Raw genomic sequence first — 19,324 nt, 5'->3', positions numbered from 1 at the left:
CCGTGGAACCTTCGCTCCGCTCAGGATGACAAACCGGGTTTGAAAACACTCCCTAATCCACACTAATTGGGCACTAATGATGGAGCGCATAGCGCGGAGATGGCGCAGCCCGGAGCTGTTTCACGCAGGGTGGATGCTTGCGGGTGCCCGCCTCGGGTGAAAGCAGACACATTAGTGAGGTCTTAGTGGATATTAGTGGTTAAAAACTCTGCGGTCTCTGCGTCCTCTGCGTTAAAACCTGCTTGAGGTTACCGCCGTTCCTTCAGCTGGGCCAGCACCCGTTCCACGAGCCCGGCGCGGTTGACCTTGGCCTGGCCGGTGGCCGGCCAGAACCGCTACGGCTCCTTGGGCGGGCTGTTGCGGCGCTCTTCCAAGTATTTCCTGTCCATGGCGTCCTTATCCCGCCAGCCTTGCTTGAACCGCAGCATGAGTTCCGCATTGGCGAAAGGCACTCGCACCCCCTGCACCTCCTGCCATTCGATATAACGCTCGGCCTCGTCGTATCCGATACCGGTGGCTTCGGTCATCAAGTCGACGGTGATCTCATCGTTAATCCGGACCACGACCCAAGCCGCCAGATCCTCCCGTTCATCCAGTTCGCGCACCGCCTTGTCCGGCAAAATCTCCAACGCCTTCCGCACCAGCCGTTGGTTGACCAGGTCACGGGCAATCAGCAAATCGAGATCATCCGTCGCCCGGACAAATCCCAGCCGATTGATGGCCACACCGCCAATCACGACATAACGCGCCCCAAGCCGGTTAAGCTCCCGGGCGAGAGCCGCCACATCACGGTCATCGGGCGGCCGCGTCAGCTCTTCGCGCGTTTCTCCTTCCATGCGGCAAAATCCTCCCAAGTCCGGAAACGGATTACCCCCGGCTTGGATCCGGCTTGGGGCGCGACCGCCGCCGCTCGACGCTGGTTGCGGCCGAAGCGTTCCATCGGAGTCGCCTTGATGGTTCCCACCACCAGCATTTCGCCTTTCTTAACCATGGTCGCACTATCGCTCATTTTGATAGCGGGTCAAGAGCCTGGGTCACCGCCGTTCCTTCAGCTGGGCCGCCACCCGCTCCACGAGCCCGGCGCGGTTGACCTTGCCCTGGCCGGTGGCCGGCCAAGCCCCCACCAGCGGGATGTAGCGCTTCGGCCGCTTGTAGTCTGCGAGGTGGTTTGTCGCCCGGATCACCTCGTGGAAATTGGGGTGGGCGTTGCCGGGATAGACGACCACCAGGAGCTGGCCCCACCTGGCATCGGGCAGGCCAAGCACGACGAGGTCCGGAAATTGCCCGGTGCCGCGCAGCACCGCCTCGAGCTCCGCCGGCTCCACCTTCTCGCCGCCGGTGATGATGACCGCGTCGCGCCGGCCCAGGACGAAGAGGCGGTTCCTCTCATCGATCAATCCGTGGTCCTGCGTCTCGAAATCCCCCCGATCCCGCCACGCCGGGTGGTAGCCGCGGAACAGCGAATCGCCGCCAATGATGATCGTGTTGTCGGCCCCGATCCGCACCGTCGCGTGCGGCAGGGCCGTGCCGCAGTTCCGCGCCCCGGCCAGGAATTCCTCCGGCCGGAGGGCCGTGACCATCGCCGCCGTCTCGGTCATGCCGTAGCCCAGCGACAGCGGCAGCCCCGCGGCGGCCGCCCGGTCGAGCAGCGCCGGCCACGCCGGCCCGCCGCCAAGGAAGATGATGCGGAACTGCCGCAGCCATTCCACCGCGGTTTGGTTGTAGGGCGGGATCTCCGCATCCCGCCTTGCCTCGTGGCCAAGGGATGCGCCCGAGGCGGGATGCGGTGATCCCGCCCTACAGTTCAGCAGGCGCTCAAGCTGGGTCGGCACGAGCGAAATTGTCCAGCCCGCGGGCTTCGCGGGCAGGACGGGGAGGTCGCCGCCCTCCACCGCCTTCCAGTCGAGCGGCCGGTATTCGCCGCCGGTCAGGGCGCAACGCAGCCAGGCCATGAGCCCGCTGACATGATGCAGCGGCAGCACGCCGGCGGCGTTGACTTGAGCGAGGCCGAAGTGCCGCGAGAACCCGCCCACGGCGGCGGCGAGCGTCTCTTCGTCGTGCCGCGCGAACTTCAGCCGGCCCGAGGTGCCGCCGGTCGGGATCATAAGCCAGCCGCTCGCGGCTGGCTGAGAAATCTGAGACCTCGCCGTTGCGGGCTGCTGCCCGCCCGGTGTCTGTCCCCGGTTCTCGCTTTGCGAAACCGAGGCAGAGAGACCTGACGGAGCGCTTGGCGCGGAGATGGCGGAGCAAACCTGAGGGACAGCAGACGGACCATTTAGCGAAAGATGTTCTTTCAACTGTGCGCGCTCGTTCGCTCCCCAAGCCGGGCTGCCGAGGAACACCTCGCCGTCTCCGGCCACGGCGGCGGCAAGGGCGGTCATAAATTTACGGGGATCTGCCTCAGAGATTACGACGGGCCCGCGGCGTGGCTCCGCGACAACACCGGAGGACGCGCCTAACAATAAGGCTAGTTCGGAACGAGTCATGGTGAGAGCCAAAATCTTTTAACCACGGATGGCACGGACGGAGCGCGACCGCGCGAAGATGGCAAGGCCGGAAGGCGTTGCCCCGCAGCGAAAGCGAAGGGGTGACTGTCACGGGTGCTCATGGGCAGTGCAGGAACATAGAACGGATAAAGGCCAAGACAGGTCTCTTACAGGAGGTAACTGAGGAAATACAGGAGGGGCTGGATTTATTCCCTTTGGGTCCAATACCCCGGAGCTTGCTCCGGCTTGGATGGATGGGAAGATGAGGGATGGAGAGTCGGTATATGCACAAGCCGCACAACGTTTCTGTGTTGATGTATCATTTGGTGTGCGCGGCGAAGTATCGGCGGGTGGTGATGAGTGAGAAGGTGGATGAGGTGCTACGGCAAGTGTGCTTGGAGATCGAGAAGCGCTGGGAGGTTCGATTTCTGGAGATCGGGTTGGATCGGGATCATGTCCACTTTCTCATCCAAACCGTGCCGAGTTACAGTCCGAGTCGGATGGTGCAGCTCGTGAAGAGCGTGGTTGCACGGGAGGTGTTCACGCAGGTGCCGGAAGTGAAACAGAAGTTGTGGGGCGGAGCGTTCTGGGGGGAGGGCTATTTCGTAAACACGGTGGGTCAGCACGGCAGCGAAAAGGTGATAGCCGCGTATGTTCAGGGACAGGGCGGGAAGAGTGAGTATCGTCAGTTGCACAAGGGGCAGTTGGATTTCGAGCTGTCTTGATCAAATGCCCCGGAGCTTGCTCCGGGGATCTTTACTTCTCTGTTCCCTCTGTTGGCTCCTGTGCAAAAAAACCATCCATGTTCATCCGTGTTATCCGTGGTCAACAACTCAGGGATTTAAGGCATTCCAGATCACTTCCGGTTCCACTCCCTTGATCCAGCTGCCGTCCAGCACCGGCCCGAGGAACGGGCCGTCCCAGCGGCGATCGCCAAAAATCTCACCGACACCGAAGCCGAGCGCCCGCTGGGTCAGCGGCTGGGTGAGCGCCGCCCGCAGGATTGCCGCCCGACCCAGCGCCGTTTCGATCGCGCTCGAGAGCACAATATCGGCCTTGGTCGCGGCCACCCAGGCGGCGAGCTCGGCCAGCGGACCCGTCAGCGCGGGCTTGAGGACGAACACCCCGCGCCAACCCTGCCCCTGCCAGCGCTGCGCTGCCGCGAGACCGGTGACCGACTCGTCGAGTGCCAGCGTCACGGGAAAATCCGCCGCGAGACCCAGCAGCGCGGCCTCGTCGCCCGGGTTCACGGGTTGCTCCACGAATTCCACCGGGCGCTCGGCGCACCGCGCGAGCCACTTGGCCGCCTGACGGCGGTCCCAGCCTCCGTTGGCGTCGAGCCGCAGCTTGGCGTAGGCCGGCAGGGCAGCCAGCAGGTCGTCGAAAATCCCGAGTTCATCGTCTACGGCTCCGACGCCGACCTTCCACTTGAAGGCGAGATAACCCGCCTCGAGTTTGGCTGGCAAGGCGGCCAGTGCCTCGCGACCGGCCGGCAACAGGGCGGCGACCGGCAGACGCGTGTTTGTCGTAAGGTGGAACCCGGCCTCCGGACGGGTTTTCTGTTCTGTGGATTCCCCTAAGCGCGTCCGGAGGCCACGCTCCACCTCGGACTTGGCACACGCCAAGGCGAACCGCACGCAGCCGAAGCGAGACGGCACAGCGTCCAAGAGTTCGTCTGTCACGGTCGCCCCGAACTTTCGGCAAATTTCCCCGGCTTCGGCCAACGTTTCCGTCCCAAACCACGACAGCGGGGCGATTTCCCCGTAACCGACCCGGCCGGCCGGGTCCTCCAGCCGCACGAGGAGGCCCTCGCGCTCCGTCCAGGCCCCGTGGGCCGTCCGCAGCGGCGCCCGCAACGGCAGGCGGTAAGGTTTGAACTCAAAGCGATAAGCCATGCAATTTCACCACAGAATACACGGAAGACCGGGAAGAGAAACCTGAAACCTCGCCGTTGCGGGCTTCCTGTTGCGCCCTGCTGGGCGCCCGGGATCAGTCGCGCAGCCTTCGCTGCGGCTGAGCTGCCCGCCCGGTGTCTGTCCCCGGTTCTCGCTTTGCGAAACCGAGGCAGAGAGACCTGACGGAGCGCTTGACGCGGAGATGGCGAAGCAAACCTGAGTTTGCTGAATTCAATCCTCCAATCCTGTAAACTCCACAGGAGGAAACAGAGGGAACGGAGAAGGATTATAGAAAGCCAGGAGCTTGGGGGCGTGGTTTCCTAGCTTCAGACTACCTCTGTTGGCTCCGTTATCTCCTGTAAAATGCGTGGGTTTTCACCCTCAGGTCTCAGGTTTCAGGTCTCAGGTCTCTGCCGCGCGCTTTTTGTTTGAGGTTCGGCGCGGCAGGAGTATTTCGTTCACGGCAACGATGACCAAGCCTGTTGCCTCTTCCGCCAGCGATTCGGACTTCTACCTGCCCGCCGACCGCTTCTTCGCCGCCAACCTGCCGAGCGCGCTGACCTACGACGACGTCTCGCTCGCCACGCTCCACTCGGAGATCCTCCCGAAGGACACCGACCTGGCCACCACCCTCGCCGAGGGCCTGCGGCTGCAGATCCCCATCATCTCGTCCGACATGGACACCGTGACCGAGTCGCGCATGGCCATCGCCATGGCACTCAACGGCGGTCTCGGCCTCATCCATTACAACCTGCCGGGCAAGGACCAGATCAAGGAGGTCGCCCGCGTGAAGCGCCACATCCACGGCCTCATCCAGGACCCCATCACCGTCACGCCGGACATGCTCGTCAGCGAGGTCCTGGCGATGATCGACCAGAAGCGCTTCGACTTCCGCACCTTCCCCGTCGTGGACAGCCACGGCAAGCTCGCCGGCCTCCTCTCCGGCAACCTCGTCAAGGACCGCTACAAGTCGAAGCAGGTCGCCGAGGTCATGACGCCCCGCAAGCAGCTCATCACCGTCTCCGAGAGACAGATGGCCGCCGACCCGATCAAGGCCGCGGACAAGTTTTTCACCGAGAACGTGGGCATCCACAAGGTCCTCGTCGTCGACGACAAGGACCACCTGCGCGGCCTCGTCACCATCTCCGACATCGAGCGCATCACCAACGAGGCGAAGTCCCGCCGCAAGCCGGCGCGCGACTCGCATTTCCGCCTCGTCGTCGGCGCGGCCGTCTCCCCGATCCGCAAGCCCGACGGCTCCCTCGACCGCGACAAGATCTTCGACCACGTGGGCGAACTCGTCCGCGAGGCCGTGGACATCGTCGCCGTCTCCACGGCACACGGGCACACCGCCGGCGTCGGCGATGTCGTGAAGCTCATCCGCGGCCAGTTCAAGGACCTGCCCATCATCGCCGGCAACGTCACCAGCGGCGCGGGCGTCGAGTTCCTCGCCGCCGCCGGCGCCAACGCCATCAAGATCGGCCAGGGCCCGGGCTCCATCTGCACCACGCGCATGGTGGCGGGCGTCGGCATCCCGCAGCTCACCGCGCTCCATGTCTCCGCCCAGGGTGCCGCCAGGAAGGGCGTCCGCCTCATCGCCGACGGCGGCATCACGAAGTCGGGCGACATCGTCAAGGCCCTCACCCTCTCCGACGCCGTCATCCTCGGCGGCCTGCTCGCCGGCTGCCGCGAGGCGCCGGGCGAGATCATGGAAATCTCGGGCAAGCTCTACAAACAATACCGCGGCATGGGCAGTCACGCCGCGATGAAGGCCGGCTCGGCCGCCCGCTACGGCCACGACAAGAACGACACGGCCCGCAAGGTGGCCGCCGAGGGCATCGAGGCCCTCAAGGAAGTCTCCGGCTCGGTGGACGACGTGCTCGGCAACCTCATCGGCGGCGTCCAGAGCGGCATGGGTTACCTCGGGGCCAAGGACCTCGGCGAGCTCCGCAAGAAGGCCCGCTACGTCCGCGTGACGCCCGCCGGCCAGAAGGAAGCGGCCCCGCACGACGTCATCGAGGTCGCCACGCGCCATGGCGGCTGACGCCGCCGTGAAACCGGAAACCTGAGACCTGAAAGTGGGGGCCTGAAAACAGGATAATGTTGGATTCGGCCGTCTGGCAGAACGCTGCCATCTTGGTGACAGATATTGCACTGCGATCACCCGGGAACTGCGTTTTTGAAGGTGCAGAAGCGAACACCCCGCCAGATGTGTTTCGACCCGTTCGCCTGAACGAGACCAGAACCGGAGCGAACCCGTTCCGAACGTTCGGGTTCACTTTCCTCGATTTGTGTCGATACTAACGCCAATTACAGAACGTCATCTGAGTTGCTGTTGACCGCGCTACCTTTGTTGGTAGGTTAACTTCACCATGTCCGAGGAAGCTATCAGTCAACTTGAAGCCGGTGTGCCCGCACTATCCGGCGTGGCTTTTGCTGCCGCTCGGCGGCACGTGCTAGCCTCCGGACAAAGTGTGCTCCAATCTGAGAATGGCGTGCTATATGAGGTATTTCCGGATGGTCACAAGGTGTGGATCAAGAATGTTGAGCCTCCTCAGCCGGTAATTTTCGGCCGAAAGTATACGATCCGGTGAGTTCAGTTACGCCGCGACTGCGCATGTTTGCCGGACCCAATGGTTCCGGAAAAAGCACACTGAAATCAGTGCTCTTGCCAGAGTTACTCGGAGCATATCTTAACCCCGATGAAATCGAGGCTTCAATCAAGCGAACGGGTTGGCTGCAAACCGCGGACTTCGGGGTAACGACAACCGCTGAAGACATCATACCGTTTTTCGCCAACGCCAGGCTTTTGGCGGATGACCAGCTCCAAGCCGCGAAGCAGCGCCTCATCTTCAACGATGGGCGTCTCGAATTCCCTGGGATAGAAGTAAATTCCTATTGGGCCTCTGTCGCGGTGGATTTTCTCCAACGCAGGCTAACGGAGCAGAACGCGTCATTTACGTTTGAAACCGTCATGTCACACCCGGGAAAAATTGAAATTCTCCGGGCAGCTCAACGCGCAGGCTATCGCACATACCTCTACTTTATCGCTACCGATGATCCTGCGATCAATCTCTCCCGGGTGCGCAACCGGGTGAAACTCGGCGGGCACTCTGTGCCAAAAGACAAAATCATTACGCGCTACCACCGATCACTGGCGCTGCTTCCAGACGCAATCCGCGCCACGAACCGTGCTTACATTTTCGATAATTCCGGTGGTAAAGGAGAGCATACATGGCTGGCAGAAATCACCGACGGGAAGACTTTGGAACTGAAAACGAACCTGATGCCGGCTTGGTTTAAGCGCGCGGTGCTCGACCCGCTTGGTCTAAGCTGAACTGCGGCACATAACCTGAGATTGCAGAACTTCAGGTCTCAGCTTTCAGGTTTCTCTTCCGCGCCTATTGCGGCGCGGGAATGAAGCTCACCGCGAACGCCGCATAGACGGAGAGCTGAGGGCCAAGGCTTTTACCGCGGATAACACGAATGGCACGGATTGAAACAAACCAACCTGCCTCGTGCATTTATCCATATTAATCCGTTTGCCCGTGAATCCGCGGGACGACGGAGTTCTCGGGACAAACGCCCCAACGCAGGTTGGTGGACGATCCCTGGGATGCGAGCACGCATCAACAGGGCACACCGGGTGGCAAGCATGCCGCAACCGTGTGAAATCCGCGGTCAAAAGTTCTGCGGATTTTGAGATTACTTCGGGGCTTCGATGAAACTCACGGCGAAGGCCGCATACACCAGCGCCGGCTTGCCCTTCACCGTCGCCGGCTTGAACTGCCAGTAATGCACCGCCAGGAGGGCGTTGCGGACCAGCAGCGGCGACGAGGCCGAGTCCACGCGCGGCACCCGCACATGGCCCTCCTCGTCGATGTAGAGCGACACGACCACCCAGTCCCCCTTCCCGCCCACCGGCGTGTAGCCGGCCGGGAAATGCGGCACCGCCTCGCGCACGCGCTCGAGCCGGTTGTCGAGGGCCGCCTCGGTGACCGGGTGATACTTGAAGTCGGGCCGGCCCCCGCGGATCTCCAGCTCCCGGCGCTCGACGGCGTCGAAGGTGTTCATGGGGACGCTGAAGTCCGGCGTGAATTCGTAGCCGAAGTTGAAGCGCGACGGCACCGCGACCCCCTTGAACAGGAGCGGGGCGTATTTCGTGTCCTGCGCGGCGCGCAGCAGCGCCTCGCCAAAATACTTCTGGGTCCAGGCCACGAGCAGGTAGTCGGTGGCATTGCCCTTCTCGTCCAGCTCGACGCAGACGGTGGCCTGCCCCTTGGCGATCCCCGCCGCGTAGCCGCTGCCGGGGAAAAAGAGCCGCACCGGCGGCTCGGTCGGCGCGATGCCGCCGCCGCGCAAATCCGCGGGGGAAATGGGCGGATAATCCGCCAAGCGCGAACCATTGACGGTCACCGTGGGCAACTCGACCGGCGCCTCGGAATGAAGCGGCGGGGCGGGATCCTCGGCAAACGCGGACGTTGCGGTCAAAAGCACCCCGATCCCCAGGATAGATTTAAACACGGAGGGCACAGAGAACGCGGAGAAATTCAGTTGACCACGAATTGCATGCATAAAGCCAAGGTAGTTTAACCACTAAAAGACACCAATTTGTCACTAATCATTAGTGTGGTTTTAGTGTTCATTAGTGGTGAAAACTCTGCGGTCTCCATGGCCTCTGTGCTAAAACTTCGGCCCGTAGACGCGGACGTAGTCGATGCGGTATTCCTGCGGGAATTGCGTCGTGGCGTCGGGGTAGCCCGGCCACGCGCCGCCGACGGCGAGATTGAGCAGGAGAAAATGGCGGGCGCCGTCGAAGACCCATTTCGTTCCCGCGGGCAGGTCGGCGGGCGTGACCGTGTGGTAGACCTTGCCGTCGAGCAGCCACTCGATCCTGCCCGGCTGCCAGTCGACGGCAAACACGTGGTAGGCCTCGCTGAAGCTTGCGCCGCCGGGCAGCACCGTGGTCTTGGTCAGGCCGTGCTGGCCGGAGTAACCCGGCCCGTGCAGCGTGCCGTGGAGCGTGCCGGGCTTGTGGCCGATGAGCTCGACCACGTCGATCTCGCCGCACGCCGGCCAGGGCACCTGGTTGATGTTGTCGCCGAGCATCCAGAAGGCGGGCCAGATGCCCTGCCCCTTCGGCAGTTTCAGGCGCGCCTCGATGCGGCCGTAGCCGGTCGAGAATTTGCCGAGGGTCTTCAGGCGGGCGGAGGTGTAACCGCCGGCGGCGGTGCGCACGGCCCGCAGCACGAGCGCCTTGCCGTCGGTGGCCTCGGGGTCGTCCACGATGAAGGAATTCTCCCGCGAGGCCGTGTAGGCCTGCAGCTCCTTGTTGCCCCAGCCGTTGTCGCCGAGATCGTGGACCCATTTCGCCGGGTCCGGCCCGGAGCCGGCCGGCTGGTTGAACTCGTCCTGCCAGACCGGGCTGGATGCGGGGGAAGACATGGCGAGGAGAGAGGAAGTCAGAAGGAGGAAGGGAATAGGGTTCATGGACTGGAATGTAGGGTCGCCGCTGGCGACGACCTAACCGCCGCATCCCGCGAGGTCGCCGCAAGCGGCGACCCTACAGGGAGGACAGAATTCTCGGGCCTGGTTATCATCGCACCGCCCCCACGTAGGTCTGGATGGCGCGGGCGGGCACGGTGCAGGCCAGCGCCTCGCCGCCCGCGGCCAGGGTGAAGGACACGGCGGCATCGGTGCGGTTGAGCACGACGACCGCCAGCGAACCGTCGGGATTGGCGAAGGCGACCGACTCGAGCGCCGCCGGGCCGCCGGACGAGCCGATGCGATGCGCGCCGGGCTGCACGTATTTGCTGAAATGGCCGAGGTAGTAGAACGACGGGCCGTAGCGGACCTCCTGGGTGACCGTGTCGACGATGACCGGCGCGTCGCAGAAATTGCCGACATGGTTGGGACCGCCGCGCTCATCGAGCACGATGTTCCAGTCCATGAAGTTCACGACCCAGTTGCGGATGTCGCCGATCATCTGGTGCGCGTAGCCCTCGCCGTGTTCCCACGACCCGATGGTCCGGCCGCCCTCGTAGCAACCCTCGGTGAAGAGGACGGGCTTGTCGGGGAACCGGGCGTGCACGCGCGCGGAGACGGCGAAGTCCTTGCCCGGATCATACCAGTGCAGCGCGATGCCCCAGAGATATTTCGCCGCCGCCGGGTCGCCGAGCTCGGTGTCGGCGAATTGCTCCAGCAGGTCGCGGTTGTGGTCGAGCCCGAGCAGCTTGACCCCCGACAGGCCGGCGCCGGCCAGAGCCGGGCCCAGGTGGTTCTTGATGAAATCGCGCTCCTGCGCCGCCGAATAGATGCAGGACTCCCAGACCTGCTTCGCCTGCGGCTCGTTCTGCACGGTCAGGGCCCAGATATCGATGTTCTCCTCCGCCTTCATCCGCTGCACGAACTTCACGAAGTAGTTCGCCCACGCCGGGGCATATTCCCCGCGCAACGCGCCGCCATCGTCCATGCGGTTGTTGGTCTTCATCCAGGCCGGCGGGCTCCACGGCGAGGCGAGGATGCGCAGCCGGCCGCCCGAGGCCTTGATGGCGTCGTGCAGGAGCGGCAGGAGCCACTTCCGCATCGGTGCCAGGCTGAAGTCGTGCAGGTCGTAGTCGCCCGGCGTGGCGTCGAGCTCCCACATGTTGACGGAGAAGTCGCAGCTGTTGATGTGGGTGCGGGCCAGGGTGTAGCCGAGACCGTCCTGCGGGTCGTAGTAGCGCCGGAGCACCTCGGCCCGCCGGGCGGCCGGCAGCTGGGCCAGCACGTAGGCGGAGGATTCGGTCAGCGCGCCGCCGAAGCCGACCATTTCCTGGAATTGCTGGGATGGGTCGAGCGTGAGAGCGCGATTGGAGTCCCGTTGCTGGCTGCTGCCAGCCCGGGATTTGTCCTGACCGTCGTCAGGCAAAGCAGCCGGCGCAGCGACCGCCGCCAGCCGGTGCCCGTTGTCGCGGGCGGTCTCGATCACGGACCACTGGCGCGGGGTGGCGGAAAGAGAAGGCAGGAGAAGAAACCACAGAACACACGGAATACACGGAAAGAGGCGGTGGAACCGTGGGAGGGGCTTTACGCCCCGACAAAATAACCGGCGGACGGGCAAAGTCGGGGCATAAAGCCCCTCCCACTCCAAGGCAGGTTTTTGATTAGAAATCATATTCCGTGTATTCCGTGTGTTCCGTGGTGAATCCTTCAGGTGGCGGCCGCGGCCTTGCGCGCGGCGAGTTCCTGCTCCATCTGTTTCACCTGCGGCTCGTCGAGCCGGTAGAAGACGATCGCCAGGCCGGCCAGCAAAGCGAAGCAGCCCGGCAGCAGGCTGAAAAGCAGGTTGATGCCGTGCAGGGCGCGCGGGGTCTGCACCGCGTTGGCCTCGTAGCCGTAGTAGCTGAGCAGCCAGCCGATCATGCCGCCGCCGATGGCGAGGCCGATCTTCTGCACCATGACGGTGGCGGAGAAGATCAGGCCGGTGGCCCGGCGGCCGAACTTCCACTCGCCGAAGTCGGCGGTGTCGGCATAGAGCGACCACACGATGGCCGGCGTCGGGCCGGCGGCAAAGGAGCCGATGATGTTCAGCACATAGAGCGCGACCAGGTTGTGCGGGGCGACGAAGTAGCAGCCGCCGATGCCGGCGGCGTTGATGATGGTCAGGACGATCATCAGCGAGCGCCGGGAGAAGTGCGCGGTGAAGAGCTTGGTCGAGAGCGCGCCGAGGATGAAGCAGAGGAAGCCGACGAGGTTGAACGTGCCGAGGGCGCCCTCGTTGCCCACGGCGTATTTGAAGTAGTAGATGCCGGCGCCGCTGCGCAGGCCGACATTCGTCAGGTTCAGGAAGGCCACGAAGAAGAGCACGAGCCACGGGCCGTTCGACCGGAGGTCGCCCAGGTCGCGGCCGAGCGAGGTCCGCTGGTTGACCGGCGCGGCGACGCGCTCGCGGGTGTTGAAGAACGTGTAGAGAAACATGCCGACCGACAGCACGGCGAAGATCGCCATGGTGTTGCGGAAACCGTCCGCCGGAACCCCGCCGGCCGGGGTCAGCACGTCCTTCAGGACCGGCACGAGCCAGCCGATGAGCAGCGCGCCGAGGAAGGCGCAGGCGAAACGGTAGGAGGAAAGCGAAGTGCGATCCTCCGAGGACGGGGACATGACGCCCATGAGGGCGCCGTAGGGCGTGTTGATCGCGGCATAGGTGATCAACATCAGCGTGTAGGTGAGGTAGGCGTAGGTCAGCTTGCCGGCCAGGCTGACATCCGGGGTGGTGAACATGATGTAGCCCAAAATGCCGTAGGGCACGGCGCCCCACAGGATCCACGGCCGGAACTTGCCCCAGCGGGTGCTGGTGCGGTCGGCGACGACGCCGATGACCGGGTTGAGCAGCGCCACCAGGATCGGCATGGTGCCGAGCAGCGTCCCCACCGCGGCGGCATCCTTGATGCCGACGACGTCGGTGTAGTAATAGGAAAGGAACAGGTTGAACGCCTGGAAGTAGAAGTTCGAGGCGGTGTCACCGAGGCCGTAGGCAAGTTTTTCCTTGAAGGACAGCCGGTCGCTGGAGGCGGGAGTGGTCACGACGGAGGGAGGGGTGGAAAGCGCGGCGGAATGCCGCGGGGGTCAGGGCTCATTGCAACCGGCTTCGGGCGGGGCGTAAAGCCCCGCTCATCGCAAAAAACCTGGAATAGGTAATCATGGCTTGAGGGTGGAACGCGGCCTCGGGACGCGCTTCAGGATTCGCGCGGCCCCAAAACGCGTCCGGAGGCCGCGTTCCACCTCGATTCAAATTGAGCGGGAGCCTGGGGGAAGCGCGCACCGGTAACACCCCGGTGCGCGCCCTACCCTAAACTACCCCTTTGGTAGGGTCGCCGCTTGTCGGCGGACCGGTCCGGCCACAAGGGCCGACCCTACAGCAAAAAACCCGGGAAGCATGGTCAGAACGCGATATCGTAGGTGAGATGCGCCGTGATCGGCGGGTTGTAGATCGACCCGTAGAGCTTGGTATCGTCGAGCAGGTTGTAGATGTTCAGCTGGAGCGACTGGCTGTAGCCGCCGCTCTTCCACTCGCGGCGCACGAAGCCGTTCACCGTCATCTGCGAGGGCGAGTAGAGCACGATGACCTTGCCGTTGACGTCGGTCTGGACCTGGCCGCTGCCGTGGGTCACGCCGGAGAAGTAGGCGCGCTGGGAGGTCCAGTCGACGCCGGCGCCGGCCACCCAGCCCTTGAGCGAGTCGCGGAACTTGTAATTACAGAAGGCGGTGAACCGGTTCTTCGGCGTGTCGTCACCCGGGAAGGTGCCCGTGTTGGTGCGGGTCGAGGTGTCGGTCGGGTCCGTATAGGCCGCGGCCAGCGTCTGCCCCTTCAGGCCGAAGCCCCCGTTCGGGAAATACCATGTCGCCCAGCGGTCCTGCGGATACGGATACTTGATCCACTGGCCCTTGTTGATCAGCTGGACGGAGGTGTTGATCGAGGCCGAGACGACGACCTGGAAGTGGTCGTTCGGCGTGAACATGATCGTGCCATCCCAGCCCTCGGCCTGGGAGACGGAGGGAATGGCGGCCTGCTGCGGCCCGTTCTGGAACGCGGCGTCGTCCAGGGTCGCATTGTTGACACCGGGATCGTTGGTGGAGTTGCCCTGATAAATCCAGCCGGCCCAGCCGGGCGCAGCCGCGGCAAACTGGGCATCCAACCACGCCGCCCCGGCCGGATTGCTGGCGTTGAGGTAGATGCTGCCGGCATTCTGGCTTTGGCCGTTAATGGGGGAAGTCAGGGTGACCGCTCCCGCATTGATCGCCGCAATCCAAGCCGCCTGCTCCGGGGCATTGGGCGTGTAGGTCTGGCCATTGGACACGAAACCCGGGAGGGTGATGACGCTGCCATCCGCCGCATGGGTGGTATAAGGCGTGTTGGTGAAGGGGTTGAAAAAGCCCGTGCCGTTGGCGTCACCCAGGTTGTAGATGATCGGCTTGGTCGGATCGAAGCGGACGTGACCGAGCGGGGCCGGCGTGGAGAAGCCCGAGGCGAGCCACGCGTTCTTGGTGATCTTGTAATGGCTGATCGAGCCGGAGATCTTGCCGTCCATGAAGTCGAACTTGACGCCGATTTCCTTGCTCTTCGCGGTGTCGGCGCCCACGGGGGAGCCGGTCAGGGCCTCGTGCAGGCCGCCGAAGTTGGGCTGGAACCCGTCGGCCTTCAGCGCGAAGACGGAGAGGCTCTTGGTGAGCTTGAGCATGACGCCCAGCTGGCGGGACGTCGCCTTGGTCTGCAGCGCGGTGCTGGTGGTGGTCGTCTGGACGCCGGTCGACGTGACGTTGGTGTTGGTGGACCAGTTGTCGCTGGTGTCCTTGCGCACGCCGGTCATCAGGATGATGCGGTCATCGACGCCCCAGAGGCGGCCGAACTTGGCAAAATTATTGAGGTAAAACGCCTTGTCCCAGCCCTTGTTGATGTTGCCAAAGTTGTTCTCATACAGACCGGGCGCAGGCGAACCGTCGCCCTGCGTGGCGAAGAGGATGGGGCTGAGGTCGAGCGGGCCCTTGAAGCTGAAAAGGCCGGGCAGCGTCTGCCAGTTGTTCGACTGGATCTTGTTGTAGAGCTCCGAGTAGCCGGCGAGCACCTGGTCCTCGGTGCGATACCACTTGTCCTGGAACATAGTCTTGCGGGCGGTCAGCTCGATGCGTTCCTGGTTGCGCGTGGTCTGGGCGTTATTCTGGTTCCAGGCATAGCGGACGACCTCGTTGTTGAACGTGCCGTATTTCAGGTTGCCGTTGGACGGCGTGGTGCCGTCGAGGCCGTTGTCGAGCGAGGTCAGCGTGATCGTCTGCGAGAGGTTGAAGCCGGGATTGCCGGCCGAGACCTGCTCGATGCCGCCGTTGGCGTTCTGCGTGTGGAAATTATACTTGTTGATGTTGAACCCGGCGAGGAAGTCGACCTGCGGGACCCAATCGCCCTCCTTCAGCAGCTGCTGCGTGAGGATGAGTTCGATATTGTTCTGGTCCTGGTTGTTGAAGTTGTCGGGTCCCCCGAGGTTGGAGGTGCGCTTGTCGGCGCCCGGCGCCCAGTAGAAGCCGGTGGCCTCGAGCTGGTCGTTGTTGATGGGCGTGGCGCCGGTGCCCTGGGCCGCGCGCAGGGCGCGGAAACCATTGCCGTTCTGCTTGGACTTGGTGTATTCGGTCTCGACGAGGATCTCGGTCGTCGGGGTCGGCTTCCAGGAAAAGGAAGGCGCGATGAAATAGTGCGAGCTCTTCTGGAAATCGATCTGGGTCTTGGAACTTTCCCAGGAGCCGAGGATGCGGTAATCCACGCCGGCGAGATTGCTGACCGGTCCGGTCACGTCCACCGAGGTGCGCAGGAAGTCGTAGCGGCCGATCTGGAAGGAGGCCAGGCCCTGTTGGCGGTTGAGCGGGCGCTTGGTGAGGTAGTCGACCACGCCACCGAAGTTGCCCGTGCCGTAGAGGAGCGCGTTGGGCCCCTGCACGACCTCGATGCGGTCGATGTTGAGGGCGTCGCTCGGGCTGCCGCGGAGAAAGCCGTTGCGCAGGACGTTGTTCGTGATGAAGCCGCGGATCTTGAGCTGCACTCCGCTGATGTTCGAGGTGATGCCCTCGGGGTTGTTCACGCCGCCCGGACCGTAGGCGCTGTTCTGAATCCCGCCGATGCCGCCCTTGTTCTCCAGGTCGTTCTGGGTCTGGAGCGAGATGCTCGAGGCATAGGACAGGGACTTGCGCAGGTCGGTCGCGCCGATGTCATTGATGAATTCGCTGGTGATGACCTGCATCGGGATCGGCAGGTCCTTGATCGGGCTGTCGACGCGCGAACCGGAGATTGCGTTGGTCGCGGCATAACCGCGGTCCTTGTCGGTCGTGACGGTGAAGGGCGAAAGGACGACCGTTTCGTCCTTGGTGCCCTTTTTTTCGACGGTGCTGGTGTCCGTCGCGGCCTTCTGGTCGGGAGTGGTTTGCTGCGCACGGGCCGCAAGCGGCCACGCCAGGAGGGCGGCCGCGGTGATCAAGAATCCCGCACGAAAGGCGGAACGTTGCTTGTGGTTCATGGGGTGTCGGGTTTTGTGCCCCCGCGTCCGGCGGAATGCGGCGGTTTCAGGAGGGAAACCGGTCCGCAGTCTGACGTTCTCGGGGAAAGGGGTTTGACGGGGTATGTCCGGATTTCGCCGGCCACGAACCAATCAAAGGGAATCGGGTGCATAACAGTCAAATTATATGTGCACACCCGGTTGCATGGTTTTTAGGGGCTCGTTTAAGAATGTATACTGTTTGTCATGTTATGTTTATATGACATCAATGCACCATTATCGGATATTTTGTATCCTTAGTTGTTTATTTTGTTGCATAGCCTTTCAGCCTCATGATTGCCTTCCCACGCTGCATCCGGTGCCCCCGCACCAGACGGATCCGGCATCCCCCGCCCCCATGCCGACGGTCAACCAGCAACTCATCGCACAGCGCCTGAACCTGTCGCGCGCCACGGTCTCGCGCAGCCTGGCGAACCACCCGGCGATCAGTGCGGAAACGCGCCGGCTCGTGCAGGAAATGGCGGCGAAGCTCGGCTACAAGCAGAGCCCGGGACGCGCGGCGCGGCGCGGGAAAAAATCCCGCACGTTCACCATCGGCGTCGTCATCGGCATCCCGCGCGGCGAAAATACGATGGTCACCTATCCGCACATCCTGAAAGGCATCCGCGACCGCGCCGAGATCGAGCGCGTGACCGTGGACGTGTCCTACCAGCCGCCCGCGGACATCGCCACCGCCGACGGCCAGCAGTCGTTGATGCGGCAGATCCGCGCCAACGACTGGCGCGGCGCGATCCTCGTCCACCCCTTCCCCGAGCCCGCCGTGGCGCTGATCGCCAGCCGCATCTCGACCGTCTCCGTGCTCGAGAGCTACAACGAGCCCGGCATCGACATCATCGACACCGACGACGCGCCGGCGGTTCTCGACCTGGTGCTGCGCCTCTCGGCCGCCGGCCACCGGCGCATCGGGTTCGCCTCCTGGACCTACCCCGTCGGCGGCCACTGGGTCGCGCGGCGCTTCAGCGGCTACGTCGAGGCGCTGTTCTACCAGGGCCTGGAGTTCCGCCCCGAGTGGGTCGTCAACGTCCACAAGAACTCGCCGCGCCTGCAGCCGCCGGAAGTGAGCGCGACGGTCGCCCGGCTGTGCCAGGACGACCGCGTGACCGCGTGGGTCTGCGCCGCCGACCACCAGGCCTACCCGCTGATGCAGGACCTGTCCGCGCGCGGCATCCGCGTGCCCGAGGATTGCTCCGTCACCGGCTTCGACGGCCTCGAGCCGCCCGCCGGCCTGCGCCGCGCCACCTCGATGCGCGTCCCGCACGAGCACATCGGCTCCTCCGCCCTCACCCGCCTCGTCAACCGCATGGCGCATCCCGCCTCGCCCCGCCGCAAGATCCTCGTCGAGGCGCAGCTGGTGGAGGGCGAGACCATCGCCCCGCCGCGCGCGGCCGCCAGCAGGTAGGGCGAGTCGTCCCCGATGAGCCGCGATCGCCCCACAACCCCTTCCACGGCGGATCAAGGATGATCCGCCCCACCTCAAACCACATGTCCCGCGCTCCCTTCCAGTTCCCCCGCAACTTCACCTGGGGCACGGCCACCGCCGCGCCCCAGATCGAGGGCGCGGCCTTCACCGGAGGCAAGGGCGAGTCGGTCTGGGACCGCTTCGCGCGCCGGCCCGGCGCCGTGGCCGACGGCGACACCCTCGATGTCGCGTGCGACCATTACCACCGCTATGCGCAGGACTTCGCGCTGATGCGCCGGCTCGGCATCAAACACTACCGCCTCTCGCTGGCGTGGCCGAGGATTTTCCCGCACGGGGACGGGGCCGTGAACCGGCGCGGCGTGGATTTTTATCACCGCCTGATCGATTCGTTGCTCCAGCACGGCATCACGCCCTGGGTGACGATGTTCCACTGGGATCTGCCGCAGGCGCTGGAGGACCGCGGCGGCTGGCGCGCGCGGGTCGTGCCCGAGGCGTTCGCCACCTACGCCGACACCATCGTCCGGGCCTACGGCGACCGCGTCAAAAACTGGATCACGCTGAATGAAATCCGCTGCTTCACCGTGCATGCCTACGGCGAGGGCACCAAGGCGCCTGGTGGCCGCGAGAGCGCCCGCACGGTCAACCAGACGATGCACCACGCCCTGGTCTGCCACGGCCACGGTGTCCGCGCCGTGCGCGCGCACGGCGGCCGCGGCGCCCGCGTGGGCCTGACGGACAATTGCGAGACGGTCATCCCGGTCGCGGAATCGGCGGCCGACATCGCGGCGGCGCGCGCCTGGTTCATCGAGGCCAACCAGCCGGTGCTCGACCCGATCTACCGCGGACACTACGCCCCGGCCTACCTGCGCCGCTGCGGCCGGGACCGCCCCACGGTGGCGCGCGGCGACTTCGCGCTGATCAGCCAGCGGACGGATTTCCTCGGCCTCAACATCTACAGCGGCACCTTCGTGCGCCGCGGCGCCCGCGGCCGGCCCGAGGTGGTCGCCCCGAGCGCCAGCTATCCCCGCGCCGACAGCCCATGGCTCAACCTCGCGCCCCGCGCCCTCTACTGGACGCCCCGGCTGGCCGCCGAGGTCTACGGCGAGAAAAACATCTACATCACCGAGAACGGCTGCGGCTACAACGACGACGCCGTGGTCCGCGGCGAGTGCCTCGACCTGCACCGCGTCGAGTTCCTCCGCAGCTACCTGCGCGAGCTGCACCGCGCCATGGCCGACGGCGCGCCGGTGCGCGGCTATTTCCTGTGGTCGTTCATCGACAACTTCGAGTGGGCCGACGGCTACCGCCGCCGCTTCGGCATCGTGCACAACAATTTCAAGACCCAGCGCCGCACCCCCAAGCTCAGCGCCGGGTGGTATGCCGCCGTCATCGCCGCCAACCGTATTTTGTAGGAGCCTGCTGGCAGGCGATTTGAAGCCGGGCCGA

General features: G+C 64.4%; 14 protein-coding genes. 5 read left to right on the top strand and 9 right to left on the bottom strand.

Annotated elements, in window-relative coordinates:
- Nucleotides 1–335: 335 nt before the first annotated feature.
- Genes BLU29_RS14440 through BLU29_RS14435 form a run of 3 tightly spaced genes read right to left on the bottom strand, consistent with a single transcriptional unit; the run spans nt 336 to nt 2,381 of the window.
- Entirely contained in the window at nt 336–836 is a 501-nt protein-coding gene (locus tag BLU29_RS14440) for a hypothetical protein (protein WP_091059317.1), read from the bottom strand.
- Entirely contained in the window at nt 809–991 is a 183-nt protein-coding gene (locus tag BLU29_RS18155) for a hypothetical protein (RefSeq protein WP_157693899.1), read from the bottom strand. Before BLU29_RS18155 ends, BLU29_RS14440 begins: the two co-directional genes overlap by 28 nt.
- Nucleotides 992–1,034: 43 nt before the next feature.
- A complete protein-coding gene (locus tag BLU29_RS14435; RefSeq protein ID WP_255401079.1) occupies nt 1,035–2,381 on the bottom strand; it encodes an AMP-binding protein in 1,347 nt (448 codons plus the stop codon).
- A 374-nt stretch (nt 2,382–2,755) separates the two neighbouring features.
- Here BLU29_RS14435 and tnpA point away from each other — a divergent pair, with 374 nt between their 5' ends.
- Nucleotides 2,756–3,211, top strand: coding sequence for an IS200/IS605 family transposase (gene tnpA / locus BLU29_RS14430; RefSeq protein WP_091056341.1), 456 nt, complete (start codon nt 2,756–2,758; stop codon nt 3,209–3,211).
- 108 nt (nt 3,212–3,319) lie between these two features.
- On the opposite strand, the gene BLU29_RS14425 is transcribed toward tnpA, so the two are convergent.
- On the bottom strand, nt 3,320–4,381 hold the full coding sequence (locus tag BLU29_RS14425) for an o-succinylbenzoate synthase (protein ID WP_091059311.1): 1,062 nt from the start codon (nt 4,379–4,381) through the stop codon (nt 3,320–3,322).
- A 469-nt stretch (nt 4,382–4,850) separates the two neighbouring features.
- On the opposite strand from BLU29_RS14425, the gene BLU29_RS14420 reads away from it, so the two are divergent.
- Together BLU29_RS14420 and BLU29_RS14410 are read left to right on the top strand one after the other, a co-directional pair.
- On the top strand, nt 4,851–6,425 hold the full coding sequence (locus tag BLU29_RS14420; RefSeq protein WP_091059309.1) for an IMP dehydrogenase: 1,575 nt from the start codon (nt 4,851–4,853) through the stop codon (nt 6,423–6,425).
- 573 nt (nt 6,426–6,998) lie between these two features.
- Nucleotides 6,999–7,718 (top strand): zeta toxin family protein, encoded by a 720-nt coding sequence (locus BLU29_RS14410; protein WP_091059304.1) that lies wholly within the window; start codon nt 6,999–7,001, stop codon nt 7,716–7,718.
- A 368-nt stretch (nt 7,719–8,086) separates the two neighbouring features.
- On the opposite strand, the gene BLU29_RS14405 is transcribed toward BLU29_RS14410, so the two are convergent.
- The 5 genes from BLU29_RS14405 to BLU29_RS14385 form a co-directional block, all read right to left on the bottom strand.
- Entirely contained in the window at nt 8,087–8,905 is an 819-nt protein-coding gene (locus BLU29_RS14405) for an energy transducer TonB (RefSeq protein ID WP_157693896.1), read from the bottom strand.
- A 159-nt stretch (nt 8,906–9,064) separates the two neighbouring features.
- The gene (locus BLU29_RS14400; RefSeq protein ID WP_197677722.1) at nt 9,065–9,826 is read right to left on the bottom strand and encodes a glycoside hydrolase family 16 protein; all 762 of its coding nucleotides are present in this window, start codon (nt 9,824–9,826) and stop codon (nt 9,065–9,067) included.
- A 151-nt stretch (nt 9,827–9,977) separates the two neighbouring features.
- Nucleotides 9,978–11,351 (bottom strand): glycoside hydrolase family 30 protein, encoded by a 1,374-nt coding sequence (locus tag BLU29_RS14395; protein ID WP_231962240.1) that lies wholly within the window; start codon nt 11,349–11,351, stop codon nt 9,978–9,980.
- A gap of 221 nt (nt 11,352–11,572) precedes the next feature.
- Complete coding sequence (locus BLU29_RS14390) at nt 11,573–12,946, bottom strand: MFS transporter (protein WP_091059294.1); 1,374 nt, start codon at nt 12,944–12,946, stop codon at nt 11,573–11,575.
- Nucleotides 12,947–13,302: 356 nt separating this feature from the next.
- Entirely contained in the window at nt 13,303–16,419 is a 3,117-nt protein-coding gene (locus BLU29_RS14385; RefSeq protein ID WP_091059291.1) for a TonB-dependent receptor plug domain-containing protein, read from the bottom strand.
- 376 nt (nt 16,420–16,795) lie between these two features.
- On the opposite strand from BLU29_RS14385, the gene BLU29_RS14380 reads away from it, so the two are divergent.
- Together BLU29_RS14380 and BLU29_RS14375 are read left to right on the top strand one after the other, a co-directional pair.
- Nucleotides 16,796–17,857 (top strand): LacI family DNA-binding transcriptional regulator, encoded by a 1,062-nt coding sequence (locus BLU29_RS14380; RefSeq protein ID WP_172830276.1) that lies wholly within the window; start codon nt 16,796–16,798, stop codon nt 17,855–17,857.
- A gap of 83 nt (nt 17,858–17,940) precedes the next feature.
- Nucleotides 17,941–19,290, top strand: coding sequence for a GH1 family beta-glucosidase (locus tag BLU29_RS14375; protein WP_091059287.1), 1,350 nt, complete (start codon nt 17,941–17,943; stop codon nt 19,288–19,290).
- The last annotated feature ends 34 nt before the right edge of the window (nt 19,291–19,324 follow it).

The sequence above is a fragment of the Opitutus sp. GAS368 genome (assembly GCF_900104925.1).
In the GTDB taxonomy this organism is placed as follows: domain Bacteria; phylum Verrucomicrobiota; class Verrucomicrobiia; order Opitutales; family Opitutaceae; genus Lacunisphaera.
This window is presented reverse-complemented; position numbering and strand designations above follow the sequence as displayed.